The 22,498-nt window shown below is 68.6% G+C and carries 24 protein-coding genes; 8 read left to right on the top strand and 16 right to left on the bottom strand.

Annotated features, from left to right (window positions below; all coding sequences use genetic code 11):
• Positions 1-10: 10 nt before the first annotated feature.
• From IE263_RS10865 to IE263_RS10835, 7 genes are all read right to left on the bottom strand, one after another.
• The gene (locus tag IE263_RS10865) at positions 11-541 is read right to left on the bottom strand and encodes an MSMEG_0572/Sll0783 family nitrogen starvation response protein (protein ID WP_189934837.1); all 531 of its coding nucleotides are present in this window, start codon (positions 539-541) and stop codon (positions 11-13) included.
• 58 nt (positions 542-599) lie between these two features.
• Complete coding sequence (locus tag IE263_RS10860; RefSeq protein ID WP_189934835.1) at positions 600-1,415, bottom strand: amidohydrolase family protein; 816 nt, start codon at positions 1,413-1,415, stop codon at positions 600-602.
• A 14-nt stretch (positions 1,416-1,429) separates the two neighbouring features.
• A complete protein-coding gene (locus tag IE263_RS10855) occupies positions 1,430-2,728 on the bottom strand; it encodes an MSMEG_0569 family flavin-dependent oxidoreductase (protein ID WP_229910894.1) in 1,299 nt (432 codons plus the stop codon).
• Between the two features lie 47 nt (positions 2,729-2,775).
• Positions 2,776-3,081, bottom strand: coding sequence for an MSMEG_0570 family nitrogen starvation response protein (locus tag IE263_RS10850; RefSeq protein ID WP_189934831.1), 306 nt, complete (start codon positions 3,079-3,081; stop codon positions 2,776-2,778).
• A gap of 237 nt (positions 3,082-3,318) precedes the next feature.
• The gene (locus IE263_RS10845) at positions 3,319-5,103 is read right to left on the bottom strand and encodes a nitrite/sulfite reductase (RefSeq protein WP_189934829.1); all 1,785 of its coding nucleotides are present in this window, start codon (positions 5,101-5,103) and stop codon (positions 3,319-3,321) included.
• Positions 5,104-5,166: 63 nt separating this feature from the next.
• On the bottom strand, positions 5,167-6,000 hold the full coding sequence (locus IE263_RS10840) for a sulfurtransferase (RefSeq protein ID WP_189934827.1): 834 nt from the start codon (positions 5,998-6,000) through the stop codon (positions 5,167-5,169).
• Positions 6,001-6,145: 145 nt separating this feature from the next.
• The gene (locus IE263_RS10835) at positions 6,146-7,111 is read right to left on the bottom strand and encodes a nitrilase-related carbon-nitrogen hydrolase (protein ID WP_189934826.1); all 966 of its coding nucleotides are present in this window, start codon (positions 7,109-7,111) and stop codon (positions 6,146-6,148) included.
• Between the two features lie 49 nt (positions 7,112-7,160).
• On the opposite strand from IE263_RS10835, the gene IE263_RS10830 reads away from it, so the two are divergent.
• From IE263_RS10830 to IE263_RS10810, 5 genes are all read left to right on the top strand, one after another.
• On the top strand, positions 7,161-8,123 hold the full coding sequence (locus tag IE263_RS10830; RefSeq protein WP_189934824.1) for a LysR family transcriptional regulator: 963 nt from the start codon (positions 7,161-7,163) through the stop codon (positions 8,121-8,123).
• 202 nt (positions 8,124-8,325) lie between these two features.
• Positions 8,326-8,925, top strand: coding sequence for an isochorismatase family protein (locus IE263_RS10825; RefSeq protein ID WP_189934822.1), 600 nt, complete (start codon positions 8,326-8,328; stop codon positions 8,923-8,925).
• A gap of 10 nt (positions 8,926-8,935) precedes the next feature.
• Positions 8,936-9,844 (top strand): GlxA family transcriptional regulator, encoded by a 909-nt coding sequence (locus IE263_RS10820; RefSeq protein ID WP_189934820.1) that lies wholly within the window; start codon positions 8,936-8,938, stop codon positions 9,842-9,844.
• 308 nt (positions 9,845-10,152) lie between these two features.
• Entirely contained in the window at positions 10,153-10,656 is a 504-nt protein-coding gene (locus tag IE263_RS10815) for an SsgA family sporulation/cell division regulator (protein WP_189934818.1), read from the top strand.
• 15 nt (positions 10,657-10,671) lie between these two features.
• Positions 10,672-11,019 carry a WhiB family transcriptional regulator gene (locus IE263_RS10810; RefSeq protein WP_308430601.1) on the top strand — a complete coding sequence of 116 codons (348 nt, stop codon included), beginning with the start codon at positions 10,672-10,674 and terminating at the stop codon, positions 11,017-11,019.
• 138 nt (positions 11,020-11,157) lie between these two features.
• On the opposite strand, the gene IE263_RS10805 is transcribed toward IE263_RS10810, so the two are convergent.
• Positions 11,158-13,962, bottom strand: a complete 2,805-nt coding sequence (locus IE263_RS10805) for an AAA family ATPase (RefSeq protein WP_308430600.1) — start codon at positions 13,960-13,962, stop codon at positions 11,158-11,160.
• Positions 13,963-14,522: 560 nt separating this feature from the next.
• Between IE263_RS10805 and IE263_RS10800 the strand changes: the two genes are divergently transcribed.
• Positions 14,523-14,780 carry a hypothetical protein gene (locus IE263_RS10800; RefSeq protein WP_189934814.1) on the top strand — a complete coding sequence of 86 codons (258 nt, stop codon included), beginning with the start codon at positions 14,523-14,525 and terminating at the stop codon, positions 14,778-14,780.
• Positions 14,781-14,981: 201 nt separating this feature from the next.
• On the opposite strand, the gene IE263_RS10795 is transcribed toward IE263_RS10800, so the two are convergent.
• The 4 genes from IE263_RS10795 to IE263_RS10780 all read right to left on the bottom strand — a co-directional run bounded on the left by IE263_RS10795 (position 14,982) and on the right by IE263_RS10780 (position 18,904).
• The gene (locus IE263_RS10795; protein ID WP_189934812.1) at positions 14,982-16,463 is read right to left on the bottom strand and encodes a hypothetical protein; all 1,482 of its coding nucleotides are present in this window, start codon (positions 16,461-16,463) and stop codon (positions 14,982-14,984) included.
• Positions 16,456-17,403, bottom strand: a complete 948-nt coding sequence (locus tag IE263_RS10790; protein ID WP_189934810.1) for a site-specific integrase — start codon at positions 17,401-17,403, stop codon at positions 16,456-16,458. The genes IE263_RS10795 and IE263_RS10790 overlap by 8 nt, the downstream gene beginning before the upstream one ends.
• A 330-nt stretch (positions 17,404-17,733) precedes the next feature.
• Positions 17,734-18,423, bottom strand: coding sequence for a helix-turn-helix domain-containing protein (locus IE263_RS10785; RefSeq protein WP_189934808.1), 690 nt, complete (start codon positions 18,421-18,423; stop codon positions 17,734-17,736).
• Positions 18,424-18,703: 280 nt separating this feature from the next.
• Positions 18,704-18,904, bottom strand: a complete 201-nt coding sequence (locus IE263_RS10780) for a hypothetical protein (RefSeq protein ID WP_189934806.1) — start codon at positions 18,902-18,904, stop codon at positions 18,704-18,706.
• 66 nt (positions 18,905-18,970) lie between these two features.
• Between IE263_RS10780 and IE263_RS10775 the strand changes: the two genes are divergently transcribed.
• Together IE263_RS10775 and IE263_RS10770 are read left to right on the top strand one after the other, a co-directional pair.
• Entirely contained in the window at positions 18,971-19,300 is a 330-nt protein-coding gene (locus IE263_RS10775) for a hypothetical protein (protein WP_189934804.1), read from the top strand.
• 388 nt (positions 19,301-19,688) lie between these two features.
• Positions 19,689-20,030: a helix-turn-helix domain-containing protein gene (locus IE263_RS10770; protein WP_189934803.1), complete on the top strand. Its 342-nt coding sequence runs from the start codon at positions 19,689-19,691 to the stop codon at positions 20,028-20,030.
• Between the two features lie 12 nt (positions 20,031-20,042).
• Here the strand turns inward: IE263_RS10770 and IE263_RS10765 are convergent, their stop codons facing one another.
• The 4 genes from IE263_RS10765 to IE263_RS10750 form a co-directional block, all read right to left on the bottom strand.
• Positions 20,043-20,798 carry a hypothetical protein gene (locus IE263_RS10765; RefSeq protein ID WP_189934801.1) on the bottom strand — a complete coding sequence of 252 codons (756 nt, stop codon included), beginning with the start codon at positions 20,796-20,798 and terminating at the stop codon, positions 20,043-20,045.
• Positions 20,799-20,810: 12 nt separating this feature from the next.
• Positions 20,811-21,695, bottom strand: coding sequence for a DNA-processing protein DprA (locus IE263_RS10760; protein WP_189934799.1), 885 nt, complete (start codon positions 21,693-21,695; stop codon positions 20,811-20,813).
• 102 nt (positions 21,696-21,797) lie between these two features.
• Positions 21,798-22,028, bottom strand: coding sequence for a hypothetical protein (locus IE263_RS10755; protein ID WP_229910893.1), 231 nt, complete (start codon positions 22,026-22,028; stop codon positions 21,798-21,800).
• Entirely contained in the window at positions 22,025-22,432 is a 408-nt protein-coding gene (locus IE263_RS10750; protein WP_189934797.1) for a hypothetical protein, read from the bottom strand. The genes IE263_RS10755 and IE263_RS10750 overlap by 4 nt, the downstream gene beginning before the upstream one ends.
• Positions 22,433-22,498: the final 66 nt, after the last annotated feature.

Here is a 22,498-nt window from a genome sequence, read left to right as displayed (position 1 = left end):
GGCCTGCCCCTTACAGCTGGTAGGTGGAGTTGATGATGGCGCCCTTGCGCGCGTAGTGGATCAGCGCGTCCTGGACGTCGAGGGGGTGGGTGGGGATGACGCCCTCGATGAGGTCCTCCTCGCGGGCGCCGTGCAGGGACAGTCCGAAGCGGCAGCAGTAGACCTTGCCGCCCTCGGCGATGAACGTCTTGAGCTGGTTGTTGATGTTGTGCTCGCCGGGGAAGGCGGAGTTGCCGACGGTCGGGAAGCCGCGCGTGGCAAGGCAGTTGAGGGAGCCGGGGCCGTAGAAGTAGATGGCGGCCTCGAAGCCCTTGCGCAGCGCGCGGGTGGCCTGCAGGACGGCGACGAAGGAGACCGAGGACTCGTGGGCGATGCCGTGGACCAGGGTGAAGTAGCTCTCGCCGTTCTCGGCCTGGTAGTCGGGGAAGACCTTGGTGGAGCCGTAGATGCTGGAGCCCTCGGGCAGGGAGGGGTGCGGGATCTCGCCCAGGGACTTCTGCTCGACGTCGGTGAGCTCTGCGGCAGAGGCGGTTTCGGACATGGCTGTCTCCTTGCTTGGTACGGAAAAGAGGGTTGGTGCGGAAAGGGGGTGGGGTCGGTCAGTCGTAGAGCGTGGCGAAGGTGTCCCTGAAGACGAGTTCGCCGAGTTCGCCACCGCCGGTCGCTTCGGCGAGGCGGGCGTACTCGCCCGTGAAGTCGCCCCACGGCTGGTCGCTGGCGAAGAGCACCCGGTCGTGGCCGATGCCGCGGCGCTCGATCTCCCGGGCCAGCCAGCGCGGCGTGAAGCCGATGGCCCAGGAGAGGTCGGTGTAGACGCGCTTGCCGGACTCGATCCAGTCGAAGAAGCGAGAGCCGACGAGCTTGATGTGACCGCTCATCCCGCCGCCGAAGTGCACGAGGTGGACGGGGACTTGGTCGGCGTACCAGTCGACGAGGTGGCCGACCTCGTCGATGTCGGACGCGGCACCCGGGGAGGTGTGGACATGGACGACCAGCCCGTGCTCCTGTGCCGTTCGGAAGATCCGGTCCAGTTGCGGGCGGCAGGCCGGGTCCGTGGGGCGGCCGCCGAGCAGGAAGCTGAGCTTCAGGGCCCGTACGCCGTCCTCTCCCGCCAGGGCGAGGGCCTGCTCGGTGCGTTCGGTGTCCTCGGGGCGTGGGGACACCCACAGGCCGGCCCGGATGCGGTCGTCGCTCTGGGCCGCCTCGATCGCCAGCTCGTTGAAGGAGAAGGCGACGGCGGGGTCGGGAACGCCGTAGTTGGGGATGACGAGGGCGCGTTCGGTGCCCTCGTCATCGAGGTCGGCGACGAGCTGCTTGACGGTGGCGCGGGCGGTGGTGTCCGGGTTGACGGGCGGTCCGCCGTAGAACGGGTAGGCGGGCAGGACGCCGATGTGGCGGTGTGCGTCGTAGACCATGACTGTGGTTCCTGTCAGCCCAGGGGAAGGGCGGAGGCGACGGAGGCCGGCGCTCCGGTGAGGGCGCCGCACACGTCGGCGAGGCGGTGGCTGGTGTCGATGTGGTCGGCGAGGAACCCGGCGTCCCGGCCCACCGCTTCGAAGCGGCCGGAGCCCCACGAGTACTGCCAGGGCAGACCCAGGAAGTACAGGCCGGGCGTGCTCGTCGCGCCGCGCCAGTGCATGGGGTAGCCGCGGCCGTCGAAAGCGGGTATCTCGATCCACCGGTGATCGCGGGTGAAGCCCGTGGCCCAGACGACGGAGGTGATACCCGTCTCGGCCAGATCGAGGTCGGCCACGTGCCCGGAGGGCTCCCACACCGGTACGTACCGTGCTTCCTCGGGGGCCTCGATCCCCTGCGCCGTGATGTGGGCGTCGATGGCGTCCTTGATGCCCTCGGCCACCGCGTCCGCCCGGTCCAGGTTGACCTTCAGGTCGTCCGCGAACTCCAGCGCCGCACCGTCGATCCCGGTCAGTCGCCCGTACAGGCGCATGCCGTCCCGGGCGAAGGCCCGCAGGTCGATGTCGCGGCCGCCGTCACGCCCGGTGACGTAATGGTTGACGCGCATCCGGACGGCACCGGCGTCGTCGAACTCGTCGATGTTCTTCGTGTAGTGGCCCATGTCGTCGAGCCAGGCCACACAGTCCCGGCCGCGGTAGAAGCGGGCGACGCGGGGCGCGCTGCCGACGGCCAGGTGGACCTGCCGCCCGGCCAGGTGCAGGTCTTCGGCGATCTGGCAGCCGGACTGACCGGTGCCGACGACCAGGACGCCGCCCTCGGGGAGCTGGTCCGCGTTGCGGTAGCGGGAGGAGTGGATCTGCTCGACGTGGGAGGGCAGCCGCTCGGCCATCCGCGGGATGGACGGGGCGTGGTACGGGCCGGTGGCCACCACCACCTGCTCGGCGGTGAACTCGCCTTCCGTGGTGGCAACTTCGAAGTGGCCGTCGGCGGCGCGCCGCAGCCCGGTCACCGATACGCCCTCCACCAGTGGCGGCCGGAAGAAGGCCACGTAGTCCTGGAGATACTGAATGATCTCGTCCCGGACCATGAACCCGTCCGGATCGTCGCCCCGGTAGGGGAAGCCCGGCAGTTTGCACTGCCAGTTCGGGGTCACCAGGCAGAAGGAGTCCCAGCGGCGCTCGCGCCACTCGTGGCCGACCCGGTTCGCCTCGACCACGATGTGGTCGATGCCTCGTTGGCGCAGGTGGTAGCTGACCGACAGACCGGCCTGTCCGCCGCCGATCACGGCCACCGGGATGGGGGTACCTCCCATGCCCTTCAGGCTATGGGGGAGGGCTCCGGCCGGCCTTGGCGTGGGGTTCATCGCGTGCTCCCGTCTGCGTTGACCAGGGATTCGACGGTGACCTTGGCCCCGTCGGCGGCCGCGTAGGCGGCGGCGGTCCGCTCGATCTGGGCGAGTTGGTCGGAGGCGCCGGTGCAGTAGAAGCCGAACTTCTCCTTCACCCGCTCACCGGCGATACCGAGCGCCGTGCGGCTGCGCTCCACGAAGTCGGTGAGTTCGTACTCGCGGCCGGCCACGAAGTAGTCCTCGACCACCGTGGAGGGGGAGTAGCAGCGCTGGGTCACGCCATCGGGCCAGCGCACATGGAAATAGATCTCAGGCATGAAGTTCCTCCATGCGAGGCGCCGAGGCCTTGACACCTCGCCGCTGCTTGTGAGGACAACTTCAGCCAGGAGCGATTACCGAACCGAGGCATCCGGAATAAGGCGGCGTTACATGCTCCTCACGTCAAGTGATGAGTCGTGTACGGGGTGTTGCCTCTGAGGCAAATATACAAAGGCGCAGCCGCACCTGCAGTCAGCAGGTGCGGCTGCGCCGGATGCCTGACCGTTGGCGGAGTGCTACGTGAGGTCTTCTTCTGCCGCGCGGGCGACCCATGTGGCGAAGGTCTCCCCGTCCGCGCGGGCGTGGTCGAAACGCCGCACGACGCGTTCGATGTAGTCGGGCAGTTCCTCGGCGGTGACCTTGTGGCCGCGGAGTTTGCGGCCGAAGCGGGCATCCATTCCGACGGCGCCGCCCAGGTGGACCTGGAATCCCTCGACTTGGCGCCCCTCCGAGTCGAGGACGAGCTGGCCCTTGAGGCCGACGTCGGCGAGCTGGATGCGGGCGCAGCTGTTGGGGCATCCGTTCACGTTGATGGTGAGGGGCTGGTCGAAGGACGGCAGGCGTCGTTCGAGTTCCTCGATGACGGTTGCCGCCCTGGCCTTGGTCTCCACGATCGCCAGCTTGCAGAACTCGATGCCGGTGCAGGCCATGGTGTTGCGGCGGAACGTGCTCGGCCGTGCCTCCAGGCCGATCGCCTCCAGGCCCTCGACCAGGCTTTCCACCGCATCCTCTGGCACGTCGAGGAGCAGGATCTTCTGGTGGGGTGTGGTGCGTACGCGCCGTGCCCCGTGTGCCTCGGCGAGGTCGGCCAGGGCGATCAGCATGGTTCCCGGGGTCCGGCCGACCACGGGTGAGGCGCCGACGTAATAGCGGCCGTCGCGCTGGCGGTGGACGCCGACATGGTCGCGCGGCCCGGCCGGTGCGGGCGGCGCGGGCCCGTCGGTCAAGGTGCGCTTCAGGTACTCCTGTTCGAGAACCTGCCGGAACCGCTCGATGCCCCAGTCCGCGATGAGGAACTTCAGCCGGGCCCGGTTGCGCAGACGCCGGTATCCGTAGTCGCGGAACACGGAGACGACACCGGCCCAGATCTCCGGCAGCTCCTCCAGCGTCGCGAAGACTCCGAGGCGCTGGGCCAGCATCGGGTTGGTCGACAGTCCGCCGCCGACCCAGACGTCGAATCCGGGTCCGAGCTCGGGGTGGCGCACTCCGACGAAGGACACGTCGTTGATCTCGTGGGCGACGTCCTGCAGGGGCGAGCCGCTGATCGCGGTCTTGAACTTGCGCGGCAGGTTGGAGAAGCCGGGATCGCCGATCCAGCGCTCGTGGATCTCCTGGATGGCCGGGCTGCCGTCGATGATCTCGTCGGCCGCCACACCGGCGACGGGGCTGCCCAGGAACACCCGGGTGGTGTCCCCGCAGGCCTGGGCGGTGGTTAGATCCACCGCTTCCAGGCGCCGCCAGATCTCCGGGACGTCCTCGATGCGCACCCAGTGCAGCTGGATGTTCTGCCGGTCGGTGAGATCGGCCGTGTCGCGGGCGAAGTCGCGTGACACCTCTCCGATCGTGCGGAGCTGCTCGGTGGTGAGCCGTCCGCCGTCGACGCGGACGCGCATCATGAAGAACTCGTCATCGAGTTCGTGGGGTTGCAGGCTGCCGGTCCTGCCGCCGTCGATGCCCGGCCGGCGCTGGGTGTAGAGCCCCCACCATCTCATCCGGCCGTGCAGGTCCTCCGGTTCGATGCCGGCGAAACCGGCGGAGGCGTACACGTCCTCGATGCGGGAGCGCACATTGAGGCCGTCGTCGTCCCGCTTGAAGCGCTCATTCGGGTTGAGCGGGGCGATCTCGCCCAGGGCCCACTGCCCCTCGGGCCGCCGCCTGCGCGCTGTGCCGGCAGACGCGTCGTCCGCACACGATGAACGCCCCGTCCCGGGTGAGCGGACGGACACCAGGCCGAGGTCGCCTGAAACGCCCGTGGTGGTGGCCCGCGGCCCGGGCGGCTGGAATGTCGGCCGGTCGACCATGTGTGTCACTCCTTCGGCATCGGATGAGGCGGCGGCCCGGGCAGGGGCCGTCTCATCGGCGCGCTATTCGGCGGTGGGCAGGGTGATCGGAACGCCGACCAGGGAGCCGTACTCGGCCCACGATCCGTCGTAGTTCCTGACGCCTGGCCGACCGAGGATCTCGCTCAGGACGAACCAGGTATGCGCGCTGCGCTCGCCGATGCGGCAGTACACGATGGTGTCGCGATCGGTGTCCACCGCCGCGTACAGGGCGGCGAGTTCCTCGTCGGACTTGAACGTGCCGTCGTCGTTGGCTGCCCTGGACCACGGAACGTTGACCGCTGTGGGGATGTGACCGCGCTGGAGGGCCGCCTCCTGGATCAGGTGGGCCGGGGCGCTGAGCGCACCGGAGAACTCCTCGGGGGAGCGGACATCGATCAAGTTCTGCGAACCGATCGCACTGAGCACCTCGTCGCGCAGGGCGCGTACCGAGTCGTCCGGAGCGGAGGCGGTGTAGACGGTGGCCGGGCGGGAGACGGTCTCGGAGACGAGCTCGCGGCCGTCGAGCTCCCACTTCTTGCGTCCGCCGTCGAGAAGCCGCACGTCCCGGTGGCCGTAGACCTTGAAGTACCAGTAGGCGAACGCGGCGAACCAGTTGTTGTTACCGCCGTACAGGACGACGGTGTCGTCGCGCGCGATGCCCTTGGCCGAGAGCAGCGCTTCGAAGCCGGCCTGGTCCACGAAGTCGCGGCGGACCGGGTCCTGGAGGTCCTGTCGCCAGTCGATGCGCAAGGCGCCGCGGATGTGGTTCTTGTCGTAGGCAGCGGTGTCCTCGTCGACCTCGACGAGAACGACGCCGGGGTCGTCGAGGCGGGCTTCAACCCAGTCGGCGTCGACGAGTACGCGGGTTCGGCTCACGGCAGGTTCTCCTGAGCGGTAGGTGTCGGGCAGGCGACGGGAGCCTTCGAGACGGAGCGCACCACTGGAGCCCGACAGTGAGGGGCGACGCCCCGGCCGTATCCGGAGGGCGGCGTATATGACCAGGTATAGGCGGGCTAATGCCTCATGGGCAAAAGCTTTGCCTGTAAGGCAAGAACGGGTGTCCGTCCACCGCCGACCGGGGCGTTTCGTCGACGCTGAGGCTGAAGACGTCCGGCCGGGCGTAGTGGCCCGTCACGTCGAAGTCGAAGCGGCCGCGGGCGATCTCGCCGAGGTCGAGTTCGGCCGTGAGAATGCCTTCGTCGTGCCGCAGGGGTCCGGCCAGGACCTCGCCCAGTGGGGAGATGATGGAGCTGCCGCCGCCGATCAGTACGGTCTCCGGGGTGTCGCCCTGCACGGGGTGGAGGTCGGGGGGCAGGTCGGAGCGGAGCAGGTACTGGTTGGCGCTCAGGACGAAGCAGCGTCCTTCCAGGGCCACGTGGCGCATGGTGGCCTGCCAGTTCTCCCGGTCGTCCACCGTCGGCGCGCACCAGATGTCAACACCCTTGGCGTACATGGCGGTTCTGAACAGCGGCATGTAGTTCTCCCAGCAGATGGCAGAGCCCAGCCGTGCGCGGCCCGTGTCGACCACTGGCATCGTGGAGCCGTCGCCGAAGCCCCAGATCAGCCGCTCGGCGGCGGTCGGCATGAGTTTGCGGTGTTTGCCGAGGAGTCCGTCCGGGCCGAAGAACAGTGCCACGCAGTGGAGGGTCGAGCCGGCGCGCTCGACGGCGCCGATCACCACATGGACGCCCAAGTCGCGGGTGAGGGCGGCCAGTTCCTCGGTCTCCGGACCGGGGACGTCGATGGCGGACTCGAAGTAGCGGCGGAACACCTCCCGCCCCTCGGCCGTACGGCTGCCGACGGTGACGCCGAAGTCGAGGCCCTTGGGGTAGCCGCCGAGGAACGCCTCCGGCAGGACGATGATCTCGGCGCCCTGCTGAGCTGCCTGGCTGATGAGGTCCTTGGCCTTCGCGAAGTTGCCGGAGGTGTCGAAGAGCCGGGAGCCCGCCTGGACGACGGCGGCGGTCACGTGATGCGCGGGAGTCATACGGCGACCGTAGGAAGAACCCCGGACATGCGGCAAACTAATACTCATAATGATCAACATTTACGAAGCCGAATTCCGGCGGGCCGACCTCAACCTGCTGGTGGTCTTCTCCGCAGTGCTGCGCGAGAGGAGCGTGAGCCGCGCGGCACAGGAACTGCGGCTGAGCCAGGCAGCGGTCAGCGCCGCCGTAGGACGGCTGCGCCGGCTCTTCGGCGACGTGCTCTTCGTACGCACCGGCACGGGGATGGAGCCCACCCCGCGTGCGCTGGAGATCGCCCGGCAAGTCGAGCCCGCGCTGCACGCACTGCACGGTGCCATCACGGGCGCGGCGGAGTTCGCCCCCGACCGGGCGGACCGGACGTTCACCGTGGGTATGTCCGACGACATCGAGGCGCACCTCATGCCGCGTCTGATCGGCCTGTGGCGTGAACACCCGGGGCTGCGGTTCGTGGCGCGTCAGGCCAACCGCACCGTGGTCGCGGACATGCTCGATCGCGGCGAGATCGATCTGGGTGTCGCCGTCGCACCCGTGGTTACCGCGGATCACCGCCAGGAGGCGCTGTTCACCTCCGGCTACGCCTGTGTGTTCGACCCCGCGCGGCTGGACCTGACGCTTCCGCTCACCCGGGAGGACTACCTCGCCCACCCTCACGTCCTGGTGTCCCGCGACGGACGCCGCGGCATCGTCGACGATCTGCTGGAAGCTCAGGGCCTCACTCGGCGTGTGATCACCGCGACCACACACTTCTCCGGAGCCGTGGTGATGCTCAAGTCCGTACCGGCCATCGCCACCGTTCCCAGCCACGCGGCGGCCGCCTTCGCGCAGGCAGCCGGTCTGGCGGTGAGCCCGCCGCCGATCGCCATGCCGGACTACGTCGTGTCGATGGTCTGGCACTCCGCTCTCGCAGACGCCGCCGCTCACGCCTGGCTGCGGCAGGCAGTCAGGGAGTGCGTGGATGGGCTTGGCGGAGGGCCGGAACAGGCAGTTGTCCGCTGGGCGCGGGAGCGGTGACGTGGGAACTCGGTGACGTGGTGTTCCCCGCCGACATGCCCGTATCCCGTGGGCGGGGCTGTCGTGGAGACGGCTCCGCATGCCCCGGTATCCAGGCCGGCGGCCGGTTGCTCAACTGCCTGACCTTCCGTGACCGGATCGGTCCGCTGCGGGACCCGATGCGGCCTGTCGCCGCCCGCCCGTGAGGCTCAGGCTTGGGGACATGACCCGAGCACTGATCGTCATCGATGTCCAGGAGTCCTTCCGCGCCCGTCCGCTGTGGGAAACCATCTCCGACCCGAAGATCGCCGACCAGGTGAACCGCCTGGTCCGGCTCTCCCGTCAGGCCGGGGACCTGGTGGTGTGGGTGCTGCACTGCGAGCCCGGCACCGGCGATGTCTTCGACCCGGCTCTCGGCCATGTCCGGCTGATGGAGGAGCTTGAGCGAGCGGATGGGGAGCCGCTGATCCACAAGACCTCGCACAACGCCTTCACCACCACCAACCTGCAGCAACTCCTCACCGAGCGCGGCATCCGCGAGCTCACCGTCTGCGGCATCCGCACCGAGCAGTGCGTGGAGACCACCACCCGCGTCGCCGGCGACCTCGGCTACCAGGTCACCTTCGTCATCGACGCGACCGCGACCAATCCCATCCCGCACCGCGACGCTCCCGCCGACCAGACCGTCGCCGAGCTGCTTGCCGACCCCCGCACGTTGCCCGCCGAAGAGATCATCAGGCGCACCGAGTACGCCCTCGCCGGACGCTTCGCCACCATCGCGACCGTCGACCAGCTGGAGGCCGCGACAGGACTTCAGGCATGATGACCGAATCGTGAGCCACATCGTCTTCTTCCTGGTGCCCGGAGTCCACCTTCTGGATCTGGCCGGCCCCGCGCAGGCCTTCTCCACGGCCGCCGACTTCGGGCACCCCTACACGCTCGCCTACGTCGCCGAGCAGCCACAGATCTCCACCGCCCAGGGGCTTCCGCTGGTGGCCGGGCTCGACTGGCCCGAGCTCACGCCCGAGGACCTGATCGTGGTGCCCGGCTGGCGGACAGTCGACCTGGGCGACGCCCCCGCCATCGGCGACGCCTCTCTGCAGGTGCTCCGCGACCACCACGCCAGGGGCGGGACGGTGGCGAGCGTCTGCGCCGGGGCCGAGGCGCTCGGCCGGGCCGGCCTGCTCGACGGCCGCCACTGCACCACCCACCATGACGTGCAGGACGAGCTGGCCCGGCGCCACCCCCGGGCGGTGGTCGTCCGCGACGTCCTGTTCACCGCCGACGATCTGGTGATCACCTCGGCCGGCATCGCCAGCGGCATCGATCTGGCACTGCACCTGCTCGCGACCCGGCACGGCCCCGCAGTCGCAGCCCAGGTGGCCCGGGAGATGGTCGTCTACGCCCGCCGCAACGGCCATGAGCCGCAGTCCAGCGCGATGCTCCGGCACCGGTCCCACCTCGACGACACCGTGCACCGCGCCCAGGACCTCATCGACGCCCGCTTCGACCAACCACTTCCCCTGCCCGCCCTGGCCTCCGCCGTCGGCGTGAGCGAACGCACCCTCACCCGCCTCTTCAGCCGCGCCACCGGGCTCACCCCACTGCGCTACCAGCAGACCCTCCGCCTCGAACGCGCCCAACACCTCATCAGCCACGGCGCGACGATCGACGCCGCCGCCCGCTCAGTCGGTTTCGAGGACCCGCGCATGCTGCGCCGCCTCCGCGCCCGCACGGCCTGACTGCGCCAGATGACCGAACGGCCCGGGAAGTGCAACTGACTCCCATGCCTGTCTACCGGTGGAGCCTCTGACCGGTCATTTTAGAATCCGGTGCGGAGGCGCCTTGAGTAGGTGTCCTGCAGGTCAGTTCGAGGAGCCCTGGTCGATGAGGTCAGAGATCCGCCGTTCGCTGCCCGTCCCGTCAGTGTTTCGGTGAGGGAGGCCACGGTCCGCACCTCTGGAAGGCGTAGTGCGGGTCATTTGACAGATGTCGCGTTTTCCGGCGGCTCACAGAATTGCGGTGTCACCGACTTTCGGAGGTTCGTACCATGACACGCCAATTCCCGAACCCTCGTGATCGCGCCGTCGAAACCAGCGCAGGCCATTGCTACGAAAGAGCTGCCACCGTTACGTCGGTGGTGTGCCGGATGCTCGTACGCCTCGTTGGCACAGATGAGGTGGACCTTCCCCTCCCAACGGATCTGCGTTACGACATCGCTGACCCCTATGCCGTGTGCATGACCTTTTACCTGGGCCCCCATGCAACCACACAGTGGGTACTGGGCCGTGATCTCCTGATGAGTGGACAGCAGCGGCTCACGGGCCTTGGCGACGTGCGGGCCTGGCCGTCGCGGCGACTCGGTGTGAGCAAGGTGTGCATATCGATTGGCCCGCTGGACGAGGCGGTCGTCCTGGAGGCCCGAGCACTGGCCCTTGACGCGTTCCTGAGACGAACCCTGGATCTGGTGCCTCTCGGAACGGAGCACCGGCACTTGGACATGGACGACATCGCCGACCGGCTTCTCAGCGCGCCCGGTGAGCCGCATCCATAGCGCCCCTCGGATCGCATGCGTGGACAGCCGAAGAGGAGCTATGCGATGACCAGACATCTCCTTGCCCCCGTTGCCGCGCTTTGGGGATGGCAGATGTTCGCCGCCTGCCGTGGGATGGACGCCTCGGTATTCTTCTCACCTTTCGGTGAGCGCGCATTGAAGCGGCGAGAACGGGAGGAACGTGCCCGGGCGGTGTGTAGACAGTGCTCGGTGCAGGATGCGTGTGCGCAGTTCGCTCTCAGCACGCGGCAGCAGCACGGCGTGTGGGGCGGTCTGTCGGAAGGCGAGCGGGCTGCGCATCACCGTAAGGGGCCAGGCGGCGGTACGCATAGACAGGGCCCAGGCTCCGGCGGGGCGCTTTGAACCGGGCCCTTCCTCAGCGAAGGCGCGAGGACGCGGCGGCGATCGCGAACAGGCGCATGACCATCGCCGTGTACGCGCTCACGTGGACGGTCCCGGGCAAGCGCGACGAAATGAGGTTGCCGGGAGCCGTCTGCTGGATCAGGAGGTTTCCAGCGGCGGCAGTTCGGCGAGCGCGTCGGGCAAGGCCCCCCGCGTCGTGATGCCGAGCTTGGGGAAGATGCGGTGCAGATGGGCCCCCACAGTCCGGTGGGCGAGGAAAAGCTGTGCTCCGATCTGCTTGTTGGTCAGGCCGGAAGCGGCGAGTGCGGCGATCTCGTATTCCTGCGGTGTGAGGGGGTTTGCCCGTGGCCCCTGGTGCGTCCACGGAGTGCTCTGTCCGCCGGCGCGGAGCTCGTCCGCCGCCCGTGCCGCCCAGGGGGTGGCGCCGAGGTGGTGAAAGGTGTCGAGGGCTGTGGCGAGTTGAAGCCGCGATGCGTCGGTTCGGTGGGCCCGCCGGAGATGCTCCCCGTAGGCGAGACGGACGCGGGCCAGTTCGAAGGGCCAACGCTCGGTGCCGGGGATCACGAGGGCTTCATCGAACAGCTTGGCAGCCTGATCCTCGGGGGCGGCAATGGCCGCTGACGCGGCCGTCACCATGGCCAGGCGAGGGGAGAGGAGGGCGAGGCCCGCTTCACGCATCGCGGTCACGTGTGCGAGCGCTTCTGCCCGGCGGCCGGTCCGGGCCGCGGCTTCGACGAGGTCCATGGGCACCCACACGGCGTGCGGGACGTGGGGGGCGAGAACCCCCGCTGGGCTGATCGCCGACGCGCTGTGGTAGGCCGTTTCGTAGTCGCCGCGCCCCAGGGCGGCGAGCGCCGTGGCGTGCAGTGCGTAGAACTCCACGCCGCGGACCCCGCGGGGGGCCGCCCAGCCAGTGATCTCGTGAGCCAGTGTCGCTACCATGTCGTGGTCGCCCCTTACCGCGGCGAGCAGAGCCTGGCCCAGCCGGAGCGGCCAGGCCAGCAACCCGTAACCGTGTCCGTCGCACATCTCCAGGCCCTCTGCGACAACCCGCTCGCACTCGTCCCACTGTCCGGTCATGAAGTAGTCCATGGACAGCACCATCAGCGAGTTGATGGCTGAAGCGACGGCACCCCCGTTGCGCCCGTCGTCGACGACACGCCAGAGCGCGGTGCGGCATTCCATGGCCCGGTCGAGGAAGAGCGCAGCCGTCGCCGTCCGTTCGATCCTGGTGGGATCGGATTCGAGATGCAGACCGTGGATCGCGGTATCGAGCAGGGCGAGGTCCTTCGCGGTGGTCCTTGCCGGGTCGGCGAGAGTGCCCGCGAGCAACTGCAGGACAGGAGGCAGATCCAGCGTCAGCTGGGTCATCACGGCGTGGTACGGAACCCAGAGTTCGGGTCTGCCGCCGTAGAGGCACACATCGAGCAGGGTGTGCAGCGCTTCGAGGAGCGCGCCGTCATCACCGCCGTCCGACCGGCCGGCGCGGGTCATGATCGCTCCGACGAGCAGCCGGTGGGCGGTATTGATCTCGCCGTCGCCGTTGAGCAGCAGGTAGGAGGCCGCGATTGCGGCCTGGAGTGACCCCCTGAGATCGGGGTCGATGCGTCGGGCCTCGACGAGCAGTTGCGCCGCGGTGCGCAGCTCGCCCGCGACATCCGAGCCCACGTAGGCTGCTTCGGCCAGGCGTCTGCTTCGGTCGGCGGGAGCCGGGCTGAGGTCGGCGGCCCGTACCAGTGCGTTGAAGGCACCGACGGCATCACCACGTCGGCGGACACGGTGGGCGGTCCGCTCGAGGAGGGTGGCGACCTGCTCATCGGGGTCGAGGGTGGCTTCGGCGAGGTGCCACGCACGTCGATCGGGCTGATCCGCCAGCACCTCCGCCAGAGCACGGTGGGCGTCAAGACGCTCACCACTGGCCGCGACCCCCACGACCGTCGAGCGGACCAGCGGGTGCCGGAACGCCAATCGTCCCGTTTCCCTGTCGTCGACAAGGACCAGTCCGGCGCGCTCTGCGGGCGCGAGGTCGGCAAGCGTGTCATCAACGGAGGCGGCCGCGCGCAGTACCTGTAGATCACCGGTGCTCTCCAGAGCGGCCAGGAGCAGCAGACGACGGGTGGGCGCCGGCAGCTCTTCGACACGTGACGCGTACAGGTTCTGCAGACGGCGACCGAGCGGGACCACCGGAGCCAGCGCTCCCATCGTTGCGAGCCGCGGGTCGCTCAACGCCGCCGACAGCTCCAACAGGGCCAGCGGGTTGCCCTGGGCATCGGCCAGAACGCGCTGTGTGACTCGAGGGGGAAGCATCGGGAAACGGCTCCGGACCAGGCTGGCTGCGGCCTGGTCGCTCAGGGGCCGCAACTCGAGTTCGGGAAGCCCTGCCCGATCGAAGAAACTTTCGAACCCAGGCCGCCATGCGGCGAGAAACCCCACGTGGCTTCCGGTCAGGCGCCGGGCGACGAATGCGAGCGCCGCCGCACTTGCGCGGTCAACCCATTGCAGGTCGTCGATGATCACCATCAACGGGCGAGTGGCCGTCGCGGCCCTGCGGAGCATGGTGAGGGCAGCGCTGTAGACGACGAGGCGGTCCGCGGTGGGGCCCTCGCTGAACCCCAGCGCTACCTCGAGCGCGTCACGGTGTACTGCGCTGAGCCCGTCGAGCTCCTGGTGCAAGGCCATGAGCACGTGGCTCAGGGTGGAGAAGCTCAGATCCGCCAGGAACTCGACGCCGTCGGAGCGGAGTACCAGCGCTCCGGAAGCCGAGGCCGCCTTCGCCGTGGCATCCAGGAGGACCGACTTGCCGACCCCCGGCTCCCCCGACACCAGCAGAAACCCACCGCTGGCGGTCGCTTCCTCGACAAAGGACAGGAGCAACTCCAGCTCCCGGGACCGCCCCATCAGACCCTCGGTGACGCCCCGCACCGCCCGATCGTTGCTGTCCACGAACTGCTCCCTTCGAGAGCCGGACACACCATGACCGATGCTGACGAGACCCCGGCTGCTGTGGAGCTCTCAGACGACCGAGTGGGAGGCCCGCTGTCGAACCTGACCGGGCAGCATTGCGTCATGCCGCGTATGCCGCTCACGATTCCGGCGCAATTATGCGCCACCTTGGCTCATTCACGTAACGGCTGATGAGCACATCCGGTGGGATCCATGCCGAAGCCGCGGGCTACTCCGGTTTCACCGCCGTTTCCAGCGTGCTGTCGGACAGGCACTGCGGCCCGTGAGGTGAGCCGGCAACCCTCCTTCGAGGTGGGCGCAGTCGTATGACAGATGCCAGGGCGTCTGATCGGCGGCAGCCTGATGGCAAGTAGTACGCCGCAGTGGGGCGCCTCCCAGGAAAAGCGCAACAAGCCAACCCCAGCAGACGAGAACCACATCACGGGCGCCGAACCTCTGGAAGGAGTGCCGTGACCACCTTTGATACCCACGGACCGGGAAACGGAACGGAGTGTTGCCTCGGGGGAGTCGACTCGGCACAAAGCCAGGAAAGTTGCGCCGTGGAGGACGCCGCGATCCACAATTTGGCGCTCATGCTGCACCGTGTCGCGGCACTGACCGGCACGCGCCCGGAGGAACTGCTGGGGGGCATCTCGGACTCTGCTCTGACCACGCTGTACCTCGGATGCGCGCAGAAACTGTGCGCGATGACGAGCGGTCGGGTGGTCGATGGTCTTACGGCCCGGACCAGTGGCGTGCTTGCCGATGCCTTGCCGCGGGACGTCCGTTCGGGCCGCAAGTGCGGCCCGTTGGTGTAGCCGTCGGCGGCACCGCGCCCACGGCCCCCAGCGTGGTCGGTTCGTACGCAGCGGCTGCCGAGCGCAGGCATCCGGAACGCCGTAGCCAGTCCCCGCCCAGCGGCACTTGGGCTTCGACGCTGCACTACTGGTGGCCGGCGAAACACGAAGCCGCATTGGCCGTCGGCAGGCCCCCGAAACGGGGATCGGTCGGAAAGCGCGCTACGCCGGATTCCGCCCCGCACCCACCGCTTGCAGAGCCCCTGATCGCTCCAGGAAGACGCGTCTGCTGGTGGCGTTCTGGGCGAGGGCGAAGCAGAGGAGGAAGACCTTCTGGCGTTCGAGACCGTAGGAGATCATGCGGTTGTTCCACATGCTCTGGTCCAACTGGTTGTGTACGGACTCGGAGTCGCTGCGGTAGGGGTAGAGCTGCTGGTGGGTGAGGGTGGATTCCGGTATCTGCTGAAGGTATTCGGCGCGGTGGAAGTCGCGTTCGGTGTCGCTCTTGAATCTGCGGCCGGTGGCCGGATCCGTGCCGATGCGGTCACTGGGGGTCGTGGTGATCCCGACTTGGACCCGGTACGTGTGTGCCCCGTGGCGGCAGGGGATGAGGAGCAGGTGGTACCAGCGTGACTTCGTACGGCCCTGTCGGTGTTCGAGGCGGCTGACGGGGACCGGGATCAGGGTGCTCGTGCCGTCGTCGAGGAGGACGCGCTCGGCGATGCGGCCCTGGTCGCACCACAGGTCGTGGCGGCAGCGCCCGAAGCGCAGGAGTTCGTAGGCGCGGGGCTTGACCGATCCGTGCTGCCGGTTGATGACCAGCAGGCCGAGGCGGGCGAGGGCGTCACGGTGGACGCCGCGGAACGCTCCGTCGTAGATGACCCCCATGCAACCGGGAAGCCGCCTGCTCAGCTGGCTGAAGGAGCGCACGGCGACGGCGGCCTCGTCCTCGTAGTCGCCGCCGGCAACGTGCCGGACGGCGAGGATCACGCGCTGCCAGTAGCCGTCGTCACGCGCCGAGGCGAAGAACCACTTCGTACCCCTTGCCAGGCGCTTCTCCTTCTCGCCGTTCTCGTAGTAGAGCCGGGCGGCGGGATCCACTCGGTGCCTGCGCATCTCCCCGGTGGCGGTGTCGACGGTGAAGGCGTGTTCCGCTTTGGAGGGCGCTTTGGGGACAGTGGCGTCGCCGACGAGGAGCTGGCGGCGTTCAGGTCTCACCCAGTTCCGTGCGGCACCTACTGGGAACAAGCCTTGGTGCAGGGCCTGTTGGACGGCTCGCTGCTCGAAGAGGTCTTGAAGCAGTTCGATGCTCGGGGCCAGGAGCTTCTCTTCGGCGTACAGGTACTGACCACGGCTCGGCGGGGTGACCGGCAGCAGGGCTGCTGCCGTGCGTCCGGCGTTGCGCCGTATGGAGGCGCGGACGGCGCGCCACTGTCTGGTGTCCAGGGTGCCGACGGCGGAGCGCTTGGAACCGGTGACGGTCATCAGAGCGGCCAGCAGGACGTAGACGACGGCCGGGTACTGGCGGGGGCAGCCGCAGCTGGCCGACGCGGGCAGCAGTTCGGCCATCTCATAGATGAGGGGCTCATCGAGGCAGTCCGCGATCCGTTGCGGCTGCGTGCGTTGTTCCCAGTCGCTGAGCTGACGCTTTCTGCTGGGCCGGAGTTCCTGAGGGACGGGGTCGCCGAAGACGTCGTCAGGCACCGACCGCCTCCTGCCCGTCCTCAGCGCTGGAGGTCCGCCATGTGTAGCCGACGACCGCTGCGGCTCGGTCCAGGGAGCGCAGGCCGAGGCGACGGGCTGCGTCCTCGATGCGCCCGGTGCGCTCGAACTCCGCGACCGCCGCCCAGGCGGTGATCGAGGACGGTTTGACATCCTCCTCGTCGCCCAGGCCGATGCGCCTGAGGAGGTCGCCCAGGGCGACACAGGCACGTGCCTGCAAGTAGGCGTCGGAGCCGTGCCGGTCGGACACGGCCAGGCGGGCGTTCGGCGCGGACTCCTTGCGCAGCTGCCGCGCGCTGACGAACTCGGCGCGGCTGGTCAGAACGTTGAGGCCCCAGTCGTCCAGGGGGCACCAGCGTGCGTCCACCTTGGTGGAGCCGTGCATCCGCACACGGCGGTGGTTGACGTCGAGGTCGCGTACGCGGATGTGCCCGATCTCCCCGCTGTGCCCGCCGGCCAGCGCGAGCGCGGCGGCGGCTCCATGACGGCTGGGACGGGTGACGAACGAGGCGCGGTGGCGCAGATCGATGACCTCGTCCTCGGCCAGCGGCCGGACACCACCGATCGCCCGAGCGGGCAGGACGATGTCCCGGGCGGGATCGGCGTCGCTCAGACCGAGCTCGCGCAGGGTGCGGTAGGCAGTGCGGACCACTGAGCGGCGTAGCCGCATCGTGGCCGCCGCAGAGTCGGTGACCCGGCCGTGGCGGCTGCGGCCGCGGGCGGTGACGAAGTCCTCCGCGAGATCGGCGGTGACATCGCCGAGGACAACGGCGCCGCGCAGTTGCATGTAGCGCTCGCAGCGTTTGAGCAGCAGACCGAACTTGTCGAGGGTCTGCTCGGTGAATTCGCCGCGGGTGGCCATGGTCTGCCAGGTGTCCTGAACGCGGTCGAACGCGTACGTGAGAGAGGGGTCGCTTCCCACAGTGAGGGCCCTTCGCCGGGGTGGCACCAGCACAACCGGCTCTGATCCCGCAACGACAGGATGCGCGAACGAAGGGGTCGAAACGGTTGAAATGGTGGTGTTCCATACATGCGACACCTTGGGCATGGATGATCTCCGCGGCAACAGGAGGGAGGCAAACGGGGGTGACAGACGCAGCGGCCGCCCTGGCAGGACGCAGACATGCTCAAGCGCCGCGCCGACGCAACGGCTCCGTAGTGGCACGACCGCTGACCGCCTGGCTCAACGAGTGCAGGCGGGTGAAGAGGCGTCACGGCTGAGAAGCCACGCGGCGCCGGGAAGCGGGCTCGGTCAGCCGTTGGTCCGCTGTCGAATCCGCGGGGACAGCGAGGCAAAGACGGTCCGATAGGCGCCCATCAGCGCGATGAACTGGTCATCGGGCAGCGCGGAGATCTGCGCGGGAGTGGCACTCATCAAGGGGTCCAGGACTCCGTAGGACTCCTGCTCCTTCGGCGCGGAGGCCGTGGGACACTCCTCTCCGGCGGGGAGCGTGCATCGCCCTAGCTCGTCACGGTCGACCAGCAGGGCGTACACCAGCCACTCCGTGAGATAGAGGCCGCGTTCCGCAGGGCCAGGAGCGCCGGCCTTGAGTCGTCGGGCCAGCTCGGCCTCCTCCAAAGGCCCGGACGACAGGTGCTGTACGGCGGATCGCTGGAACCACTGGCCCTGCCAGCTGTCTCGCAGCAGAAGCCGCGCACGTGCCGAATCGGTGCTGCGCAACTGAGCGAGGGCGAAGCCGAGCTCGGTCAGTGCCAAGGAGCCGGGGTCGGCCCGGAAGATCCCGGCCTGGGCAAGGAAACCTGCCGCCCCGCTGACGGACCTCGGAGCGATATTCAGCCGCTTCCCGACGGTAGTGGCCCTGACGGCAGACCGGCCGGGGCCGCCGAGTTCGGCTATGGCGTCGATGACCTCAAGCTGCCGGCGCGGGGTGAGGCGCTCGGTCGGAAGGATCCGCGATCGCGAGGAATCGGAGGGCGCCATCACGCACCTCCTGTACGCAGGGCGCAACGGGTCATGGGCAGCGCGGAGGAGCGGCATTTGCTGATGTATGGCGCCAGGAATGGCATAACGGGCCCTCAGTTCGTGTCCTGCTACAGGCATTTCTGATCAGGGCCCGACGCGGAACAGGGGCTATGCCCTAGGGTGGTGTTCGATGCGTGGGCCCTCAGCTGACGTGTCACCGGCGCCGCTGGAGGAGAACCGGCAAGTACTCTCTGGCGGCGCCACGCGCACGTTGCTGCTGGGTGTGAGGTTGCAATCTCTAGGTGTCTGTGCGGTACGCCTCCGGGATCACCAGCAGTCGGTAGGCGCCCCGGCGGACGATTTCCACCGTCTCCCTCTTGTGCAGAGCCGCTAGGGCGGCGCGGATCGCACTTGCGGTCGAGTCCGGTCGGACCTCTCGTACGCGCTCGTAGATCAGCGTCAGTGGAGTGATCTCTCCGATGTCGAACGCGTCCACCACGAGGTGCTTCAGGGAACGCCCTGGAGCACTCGGAGCGGCAGCCGTGTCCGCGCTAGGCTGCTCTGTTTGTTCGTCGCGGGAACCAATGTCCGATGCGTCCTGTGCCTGTTGCCCCACGTACGCTTCGGCGGCCTCGACGGTCGCCAGGACAGCGGCATGGCGCTCGGCCGCGACACGCTGAAGGTGTTGGGTTTCCTGCAGCACGCGCTCGGCTTCCGCTACGGCCAGATCGGCCGCTTCGCGACGGGCTCGCTCGACATCTGCCAGCTCCCGAAGACGAGTGATGAGCGGCTGAGCAGAAGTGCTCGTCGCGTTAGCCACCACACCCTCCTCGGCTGCTTCCGGAGCGACTTGTGGATCACCCTACCTGGCGGCGCAGCCAACTGCAGCAAGTAGCCAAATGCTCCGTGAGCAAAACGCATCTGATGGTTCGTCTGCTCACGTCGAGCGGTCGGATTAGTGGTGATCTAAGGCCACTTGCGTCAGCGCGTTGCGTCCAACCTGCCAGTCACTAAGGAGAGTTGATGCATTAGATCAGCGACGCGTAGTGGCAAGTCACTTAGTTTCGCGGGCGGTTGGCAGGTGCAGGGATAGGTGCGCCGACAGGTGCAAGAGGAGAGGAGGCGTAGATGCCCAGTCGTCGTCCGTGACCCTGAGGGGACGGCTTCAGGCGCCGCTGGCGACCCTGGACGAGGGTAGGCCCCGTGTCCGGACCGTATTTCGACGGGTTGCAGCGCTCGCACAGCCTGCCCAGGGGTGGTACTGCGCGTGGCACGATCGGGCCATGCCACGCAGCAACAACGACAAGCCCCCTCTGTTCTATGTGGCGGACGGCACCTGGCCTGAGGTAACCCTCGCCTCGGATGCTCCGCTGAGCGCTCACTGCGGCCTGTTGCTGGCGCGAGACCTGCGCCGGACGATGCGGTCACGTGATCTGTCCCTGCGGGGACTCGCCGAGGTCGCCTGTGTCGCCCATTCCACCGTCGCCCGCGTGGTCAACGGTGACGTGCTTCCCGACATCGGCACCCTCACACGCCTGGAGGACGCCCTCGACCATCAGCTCTGGCCGGGACCGTCCGCGGTGCGTTCGGCCGCGGTCTCGATTCCAGGGACTTTGGGTCGATGAGGTGGGAGCGGGTCAGGCCTGTGCGTGATCCCAGGGCTTGAGCGTGCAGGCGGCCCAGGAGAAGCGACGCAGCCGCGCCTGGTGCACATGGGCCGCGGTGTCGCCATAGGAGGTGTTGAGATGACGTCCGAGGACGACGACCGCCACGCTGCCGGCACCGGCGGACTTCAGAGCTGCCGCCGCTGACTGGACGTGGTTGCCGGTGGTCCATGTGTCGTCGATGAGCAGCACGTTGTTGCCCCACAACGCCGATGACGTGTAGCGCTGGGAGGAAGCGGCGCGGCCGAGAGATGTTGCGTCCGGCGTCGGGCTGAGCAGGTCGCGGTGGCGGCTTCGGGTGACGGCGACCATGTCGGCGACGATGTCCCGCAGGGGATGGGTGGGGCGTCCGCTGGTGCTGGGCACCGAGGTGACCGTGTCGAAGGCGGGTACCGCGCAGTGCGCTGCGACGCAGGCTTCGTGCAGCGCGAGAAAGCGCCACAGCACGGCTGCCAACCCCATACGGAAGTACTCCTGCTGCGGCCCCACGGTGTTCTTGTAGCGCCACAGTTCGTTGGCGTACTGCTCGCCCTTGAGGGCCAGGCTCACGGGAACCACGGCATCGGCGACATCGGTTCCGAGGATCTTTGTCGCCTGCTGGCAGGGCCAGCACGTGGGGTATCCGTTGTTCGCCATGCCCCGGCAGACCTGGCAGACGCCGGGGCCGGGCAGCGGTGGGTGGACGAGGAAGTTGGTGTAGCGGGCGGACAGCTCGCCGACGGTTGCCACCCGGACCGCCCGCTATGCCCAGGTGAGCTCGCCCGTGGCCGGGACGAGGGAGCCGAGTTCCGAGAAGACGTCGTCAGGGCCGTCGATGACGGTGGTGTTGGGCCTGGACGCGTACTCGCGCGCCCATTCGTGAGTCATGAGGGAACGCATCAGAAAAACGCGTCGACCGTGCTCCAGGGCGAGGCGAGCCTGCATGCGGGCACCGCTGCGGTAGGCGGCCTCGACCACGACGGTGGCCAGGCTGTAGCCGCTCATCACGGCATTGCGCATGGGGAACGACGCCTTCGAGGGCGGCGACTCCGGCCAGAACTGAGAGATGAGCAACCCCCGCTCGGCGATCTCCTGCTGGAGACGGGCGTTCTGGGCAGGGTAGGAGCGGCGCAGGCCGGTGCCGATGACGGCGACCGTACGGCCACCGACGGCGAGGGCGGTGCCGTGAGCGGCCGTGTCGATGCCGGCGGCCAGACCGCTGACCACGGTCACGCCGCGCTCGGCGAGCCCGCCCGCGATCGCTCGCGCGTGCGCGACTCCCTCCGGGGTCGGGTTGCGGGTACCGACGACCGCGACCCGCAGATCGTTCTCAAGCGCGGTTCCCCGCAGGAACAGGAACGGCGGACGCTGGTGGACCAGCCGCAGATACAGCGGGTAGTCCTCGTCCAGGATGGTCACCAGCCGCATGCCCTCGCGTCCCCAGGCGCCGATCTCGGCGGCCACGGCCTCCAGGTCCACGGCGGGCTCAGTGTCGAAGAGCGCACCTTGTCCCGAGGCGTCGAGCGCGCTCTCCAGGACCTCGCGTGCGCTCCCGACCGTCTCGACCTGGTCGGTGAGCTCCGGCCAGGGGCGATCGCCGCGCCGCAGAAGCGCGACGAGGGCGGCACGCTCCAGCTCCTGGTCCATGCCGCAAGTATAGGAAGGGCAGACGTGGTGGGACGAGGATCGAGCGGGCTGGGTCTCTCGTAGTGATGAGATCGCAGATCGTGACAGATTTTCGGACCGTTCTTAGGTGATCTTGATGACTTCCTCCAGCGCGGCAGCCGACTCCGGGGAGAGGTTGCGGTCGCCGCGGAGATAGGTGGAGATCATTGCCAGCGGCTCAGCCGTCGGCCGGTCCTCGTCCTCGGAGCGGACGAAGTCGTCCGCGTCGAGACCGGACCACGCGCACAGCGCTGCAAGCCCATCCACGTCTGGCCGCTTGCCCTGGGCCATCCAGGTCAGGGTAGAGGCGCTCACAGTCCGGAGTCCTCTGGTGCGTCCGCGACGCCGTGCGGGTCCGCCAGGATGCGCCTGATGTCCGCAGCCAATGTCGTGGGCGCGGAAACCCGGCCGGCCCGAACGGAAAGAGCACCGGGAGTATCAGGCGGATCAGCCTCCACCAGGTACCCCACTTCCGTCAGAATGCCGAACAAGGCCGCATGGAGATGACGCCGGGCGGCTTCCTGCGCGCGATCCGCCGGACCCATGGGCCAGCCCCGCAGCTGCTCGTCGGCCGCGGTGCGGCGCAGACTACGGGAGACGAACCACTCCACGCCGACCGACTCACCGCGATCGGTCACCACGACGCCGTGGGCACGGTAACGGTCGTCGTTGTCCGCCTCGGGTAGCCCGGCCGCCGCCAGGAGCGTCCGGATCTCCAACCGCAGCGGTCCGCGGCCTGGCGGCTGGAGCCGATGCTGAGCACTTGTCACGAGGCATACCCCTTG

It is taken from the genome of Streptomyces aurantiogriseus, from assembly GCF_014649375.1.
Classification (GTDB): domain Bacteria; phylum Actinomycetota; class Actinomycetes; order Streptomycetales; family Streptomycetaceae; genus Streptomyces; species Streptomyces aurantiogriseus.
This window is presented reverse-complemented; position numbering and strand designations above follow the sequence as displayed.

Excerpts from the sequence above, each read along its gene's own strand:
- IE263_RS10865 (WP_189934837.1), bottom strand. The coding sequence starts at position 541 with ATGTCCGAAACCGCCTCTGCCGCAGAGCTCACCGACGTCGAGCAGAAG.
- IE263_RS10860 (WP_189934835.1), bottom strand. The coding sequence starts at position 1,415 with ATGGTCTACGACGCACACCGCCACATCGGCGTCCTGCCCGCCTACCCG.
- IE263_RS10855 (WP_229910894.1), bottom strand. The coding sequence starts at position 2,728 with ATGGGAGGTACCCCCATCCCGGTGGCCGTGATCGGCGGCGGACAGGCC.
- IE263_RS10850 (WP_189934831.1), bottom strand. The coding sequence starts at position 3,081 with ATGCCTGAGATCTATTTCCATGTGCGCTGGCCCGATGGCGTGACCCAG.
- IE263_RS10845 (WP_189934829.1), bottom strand. The coding sequence starts at position 5,103 with ATGGTCGACCGGCCGACATTCCAGCCGCCCGGGCCGCGGGCCACCACC.
- IE263_RS10835 (WP_189934826.1), bottom strand. The coding sequence starts at position 7,111 with ATGACTCCCGCGCATCACGTGACCGCCGCCGTCGTCCAGGCGGGCTCC.
- IE263_RS10830 (WP_189934824.1), top strand. The coding sequence starts at position 7,161 with ATGATCAACATTTACGAAGCCGAATTCCGGCGGGCCGACCTCAACCTG.
- IE263_RS10825 (WP_189934822.1), top strand. The coding sequence starts at position 8,326 with ATGACCCGAGCACTGATCGTCATCGATGTCCAGGAGTCCTTCCGCGCC.
- IE263_RS10815 (WP_189934818.1), top strand. The coding sequence starts at position 10,153 with ATGACACGCCAATTCCCGAACCCTCGTGATCGCGCCGTCGAAACCAGC.
- IE263_RS10810 (WP_308430601.1), top strand. The coding sequence starts at position 10,672 with ATGCGTGGACAGCCGAAGAGGAGCTATGCGATGACCAGACATCTCCTT.
- IE263_RS10785 (WP_189934808.1), bottom strand. The coding sequence starts at position 18,423 with ATGGCGCCCTCCGATTCCTCGCGATCGCGGATCCTTCCGACCGAGCGC.
- IE263_RS10770 (WP_189934803.1), top strand. The coding sequence starts at position 19,689 with ATGCCACGCAGCAACAACGACAAGCCCCCTCTGTTCTATGTGGCGGAC.
- IE263_RS10760 (WP_189934799.1), bottom strand. The coding sequence starts at position 21,695 with ATGGACCAGGAGCTGGAGCGTGCCGCCCTCGTCGCGCTTCTGCGGCGC.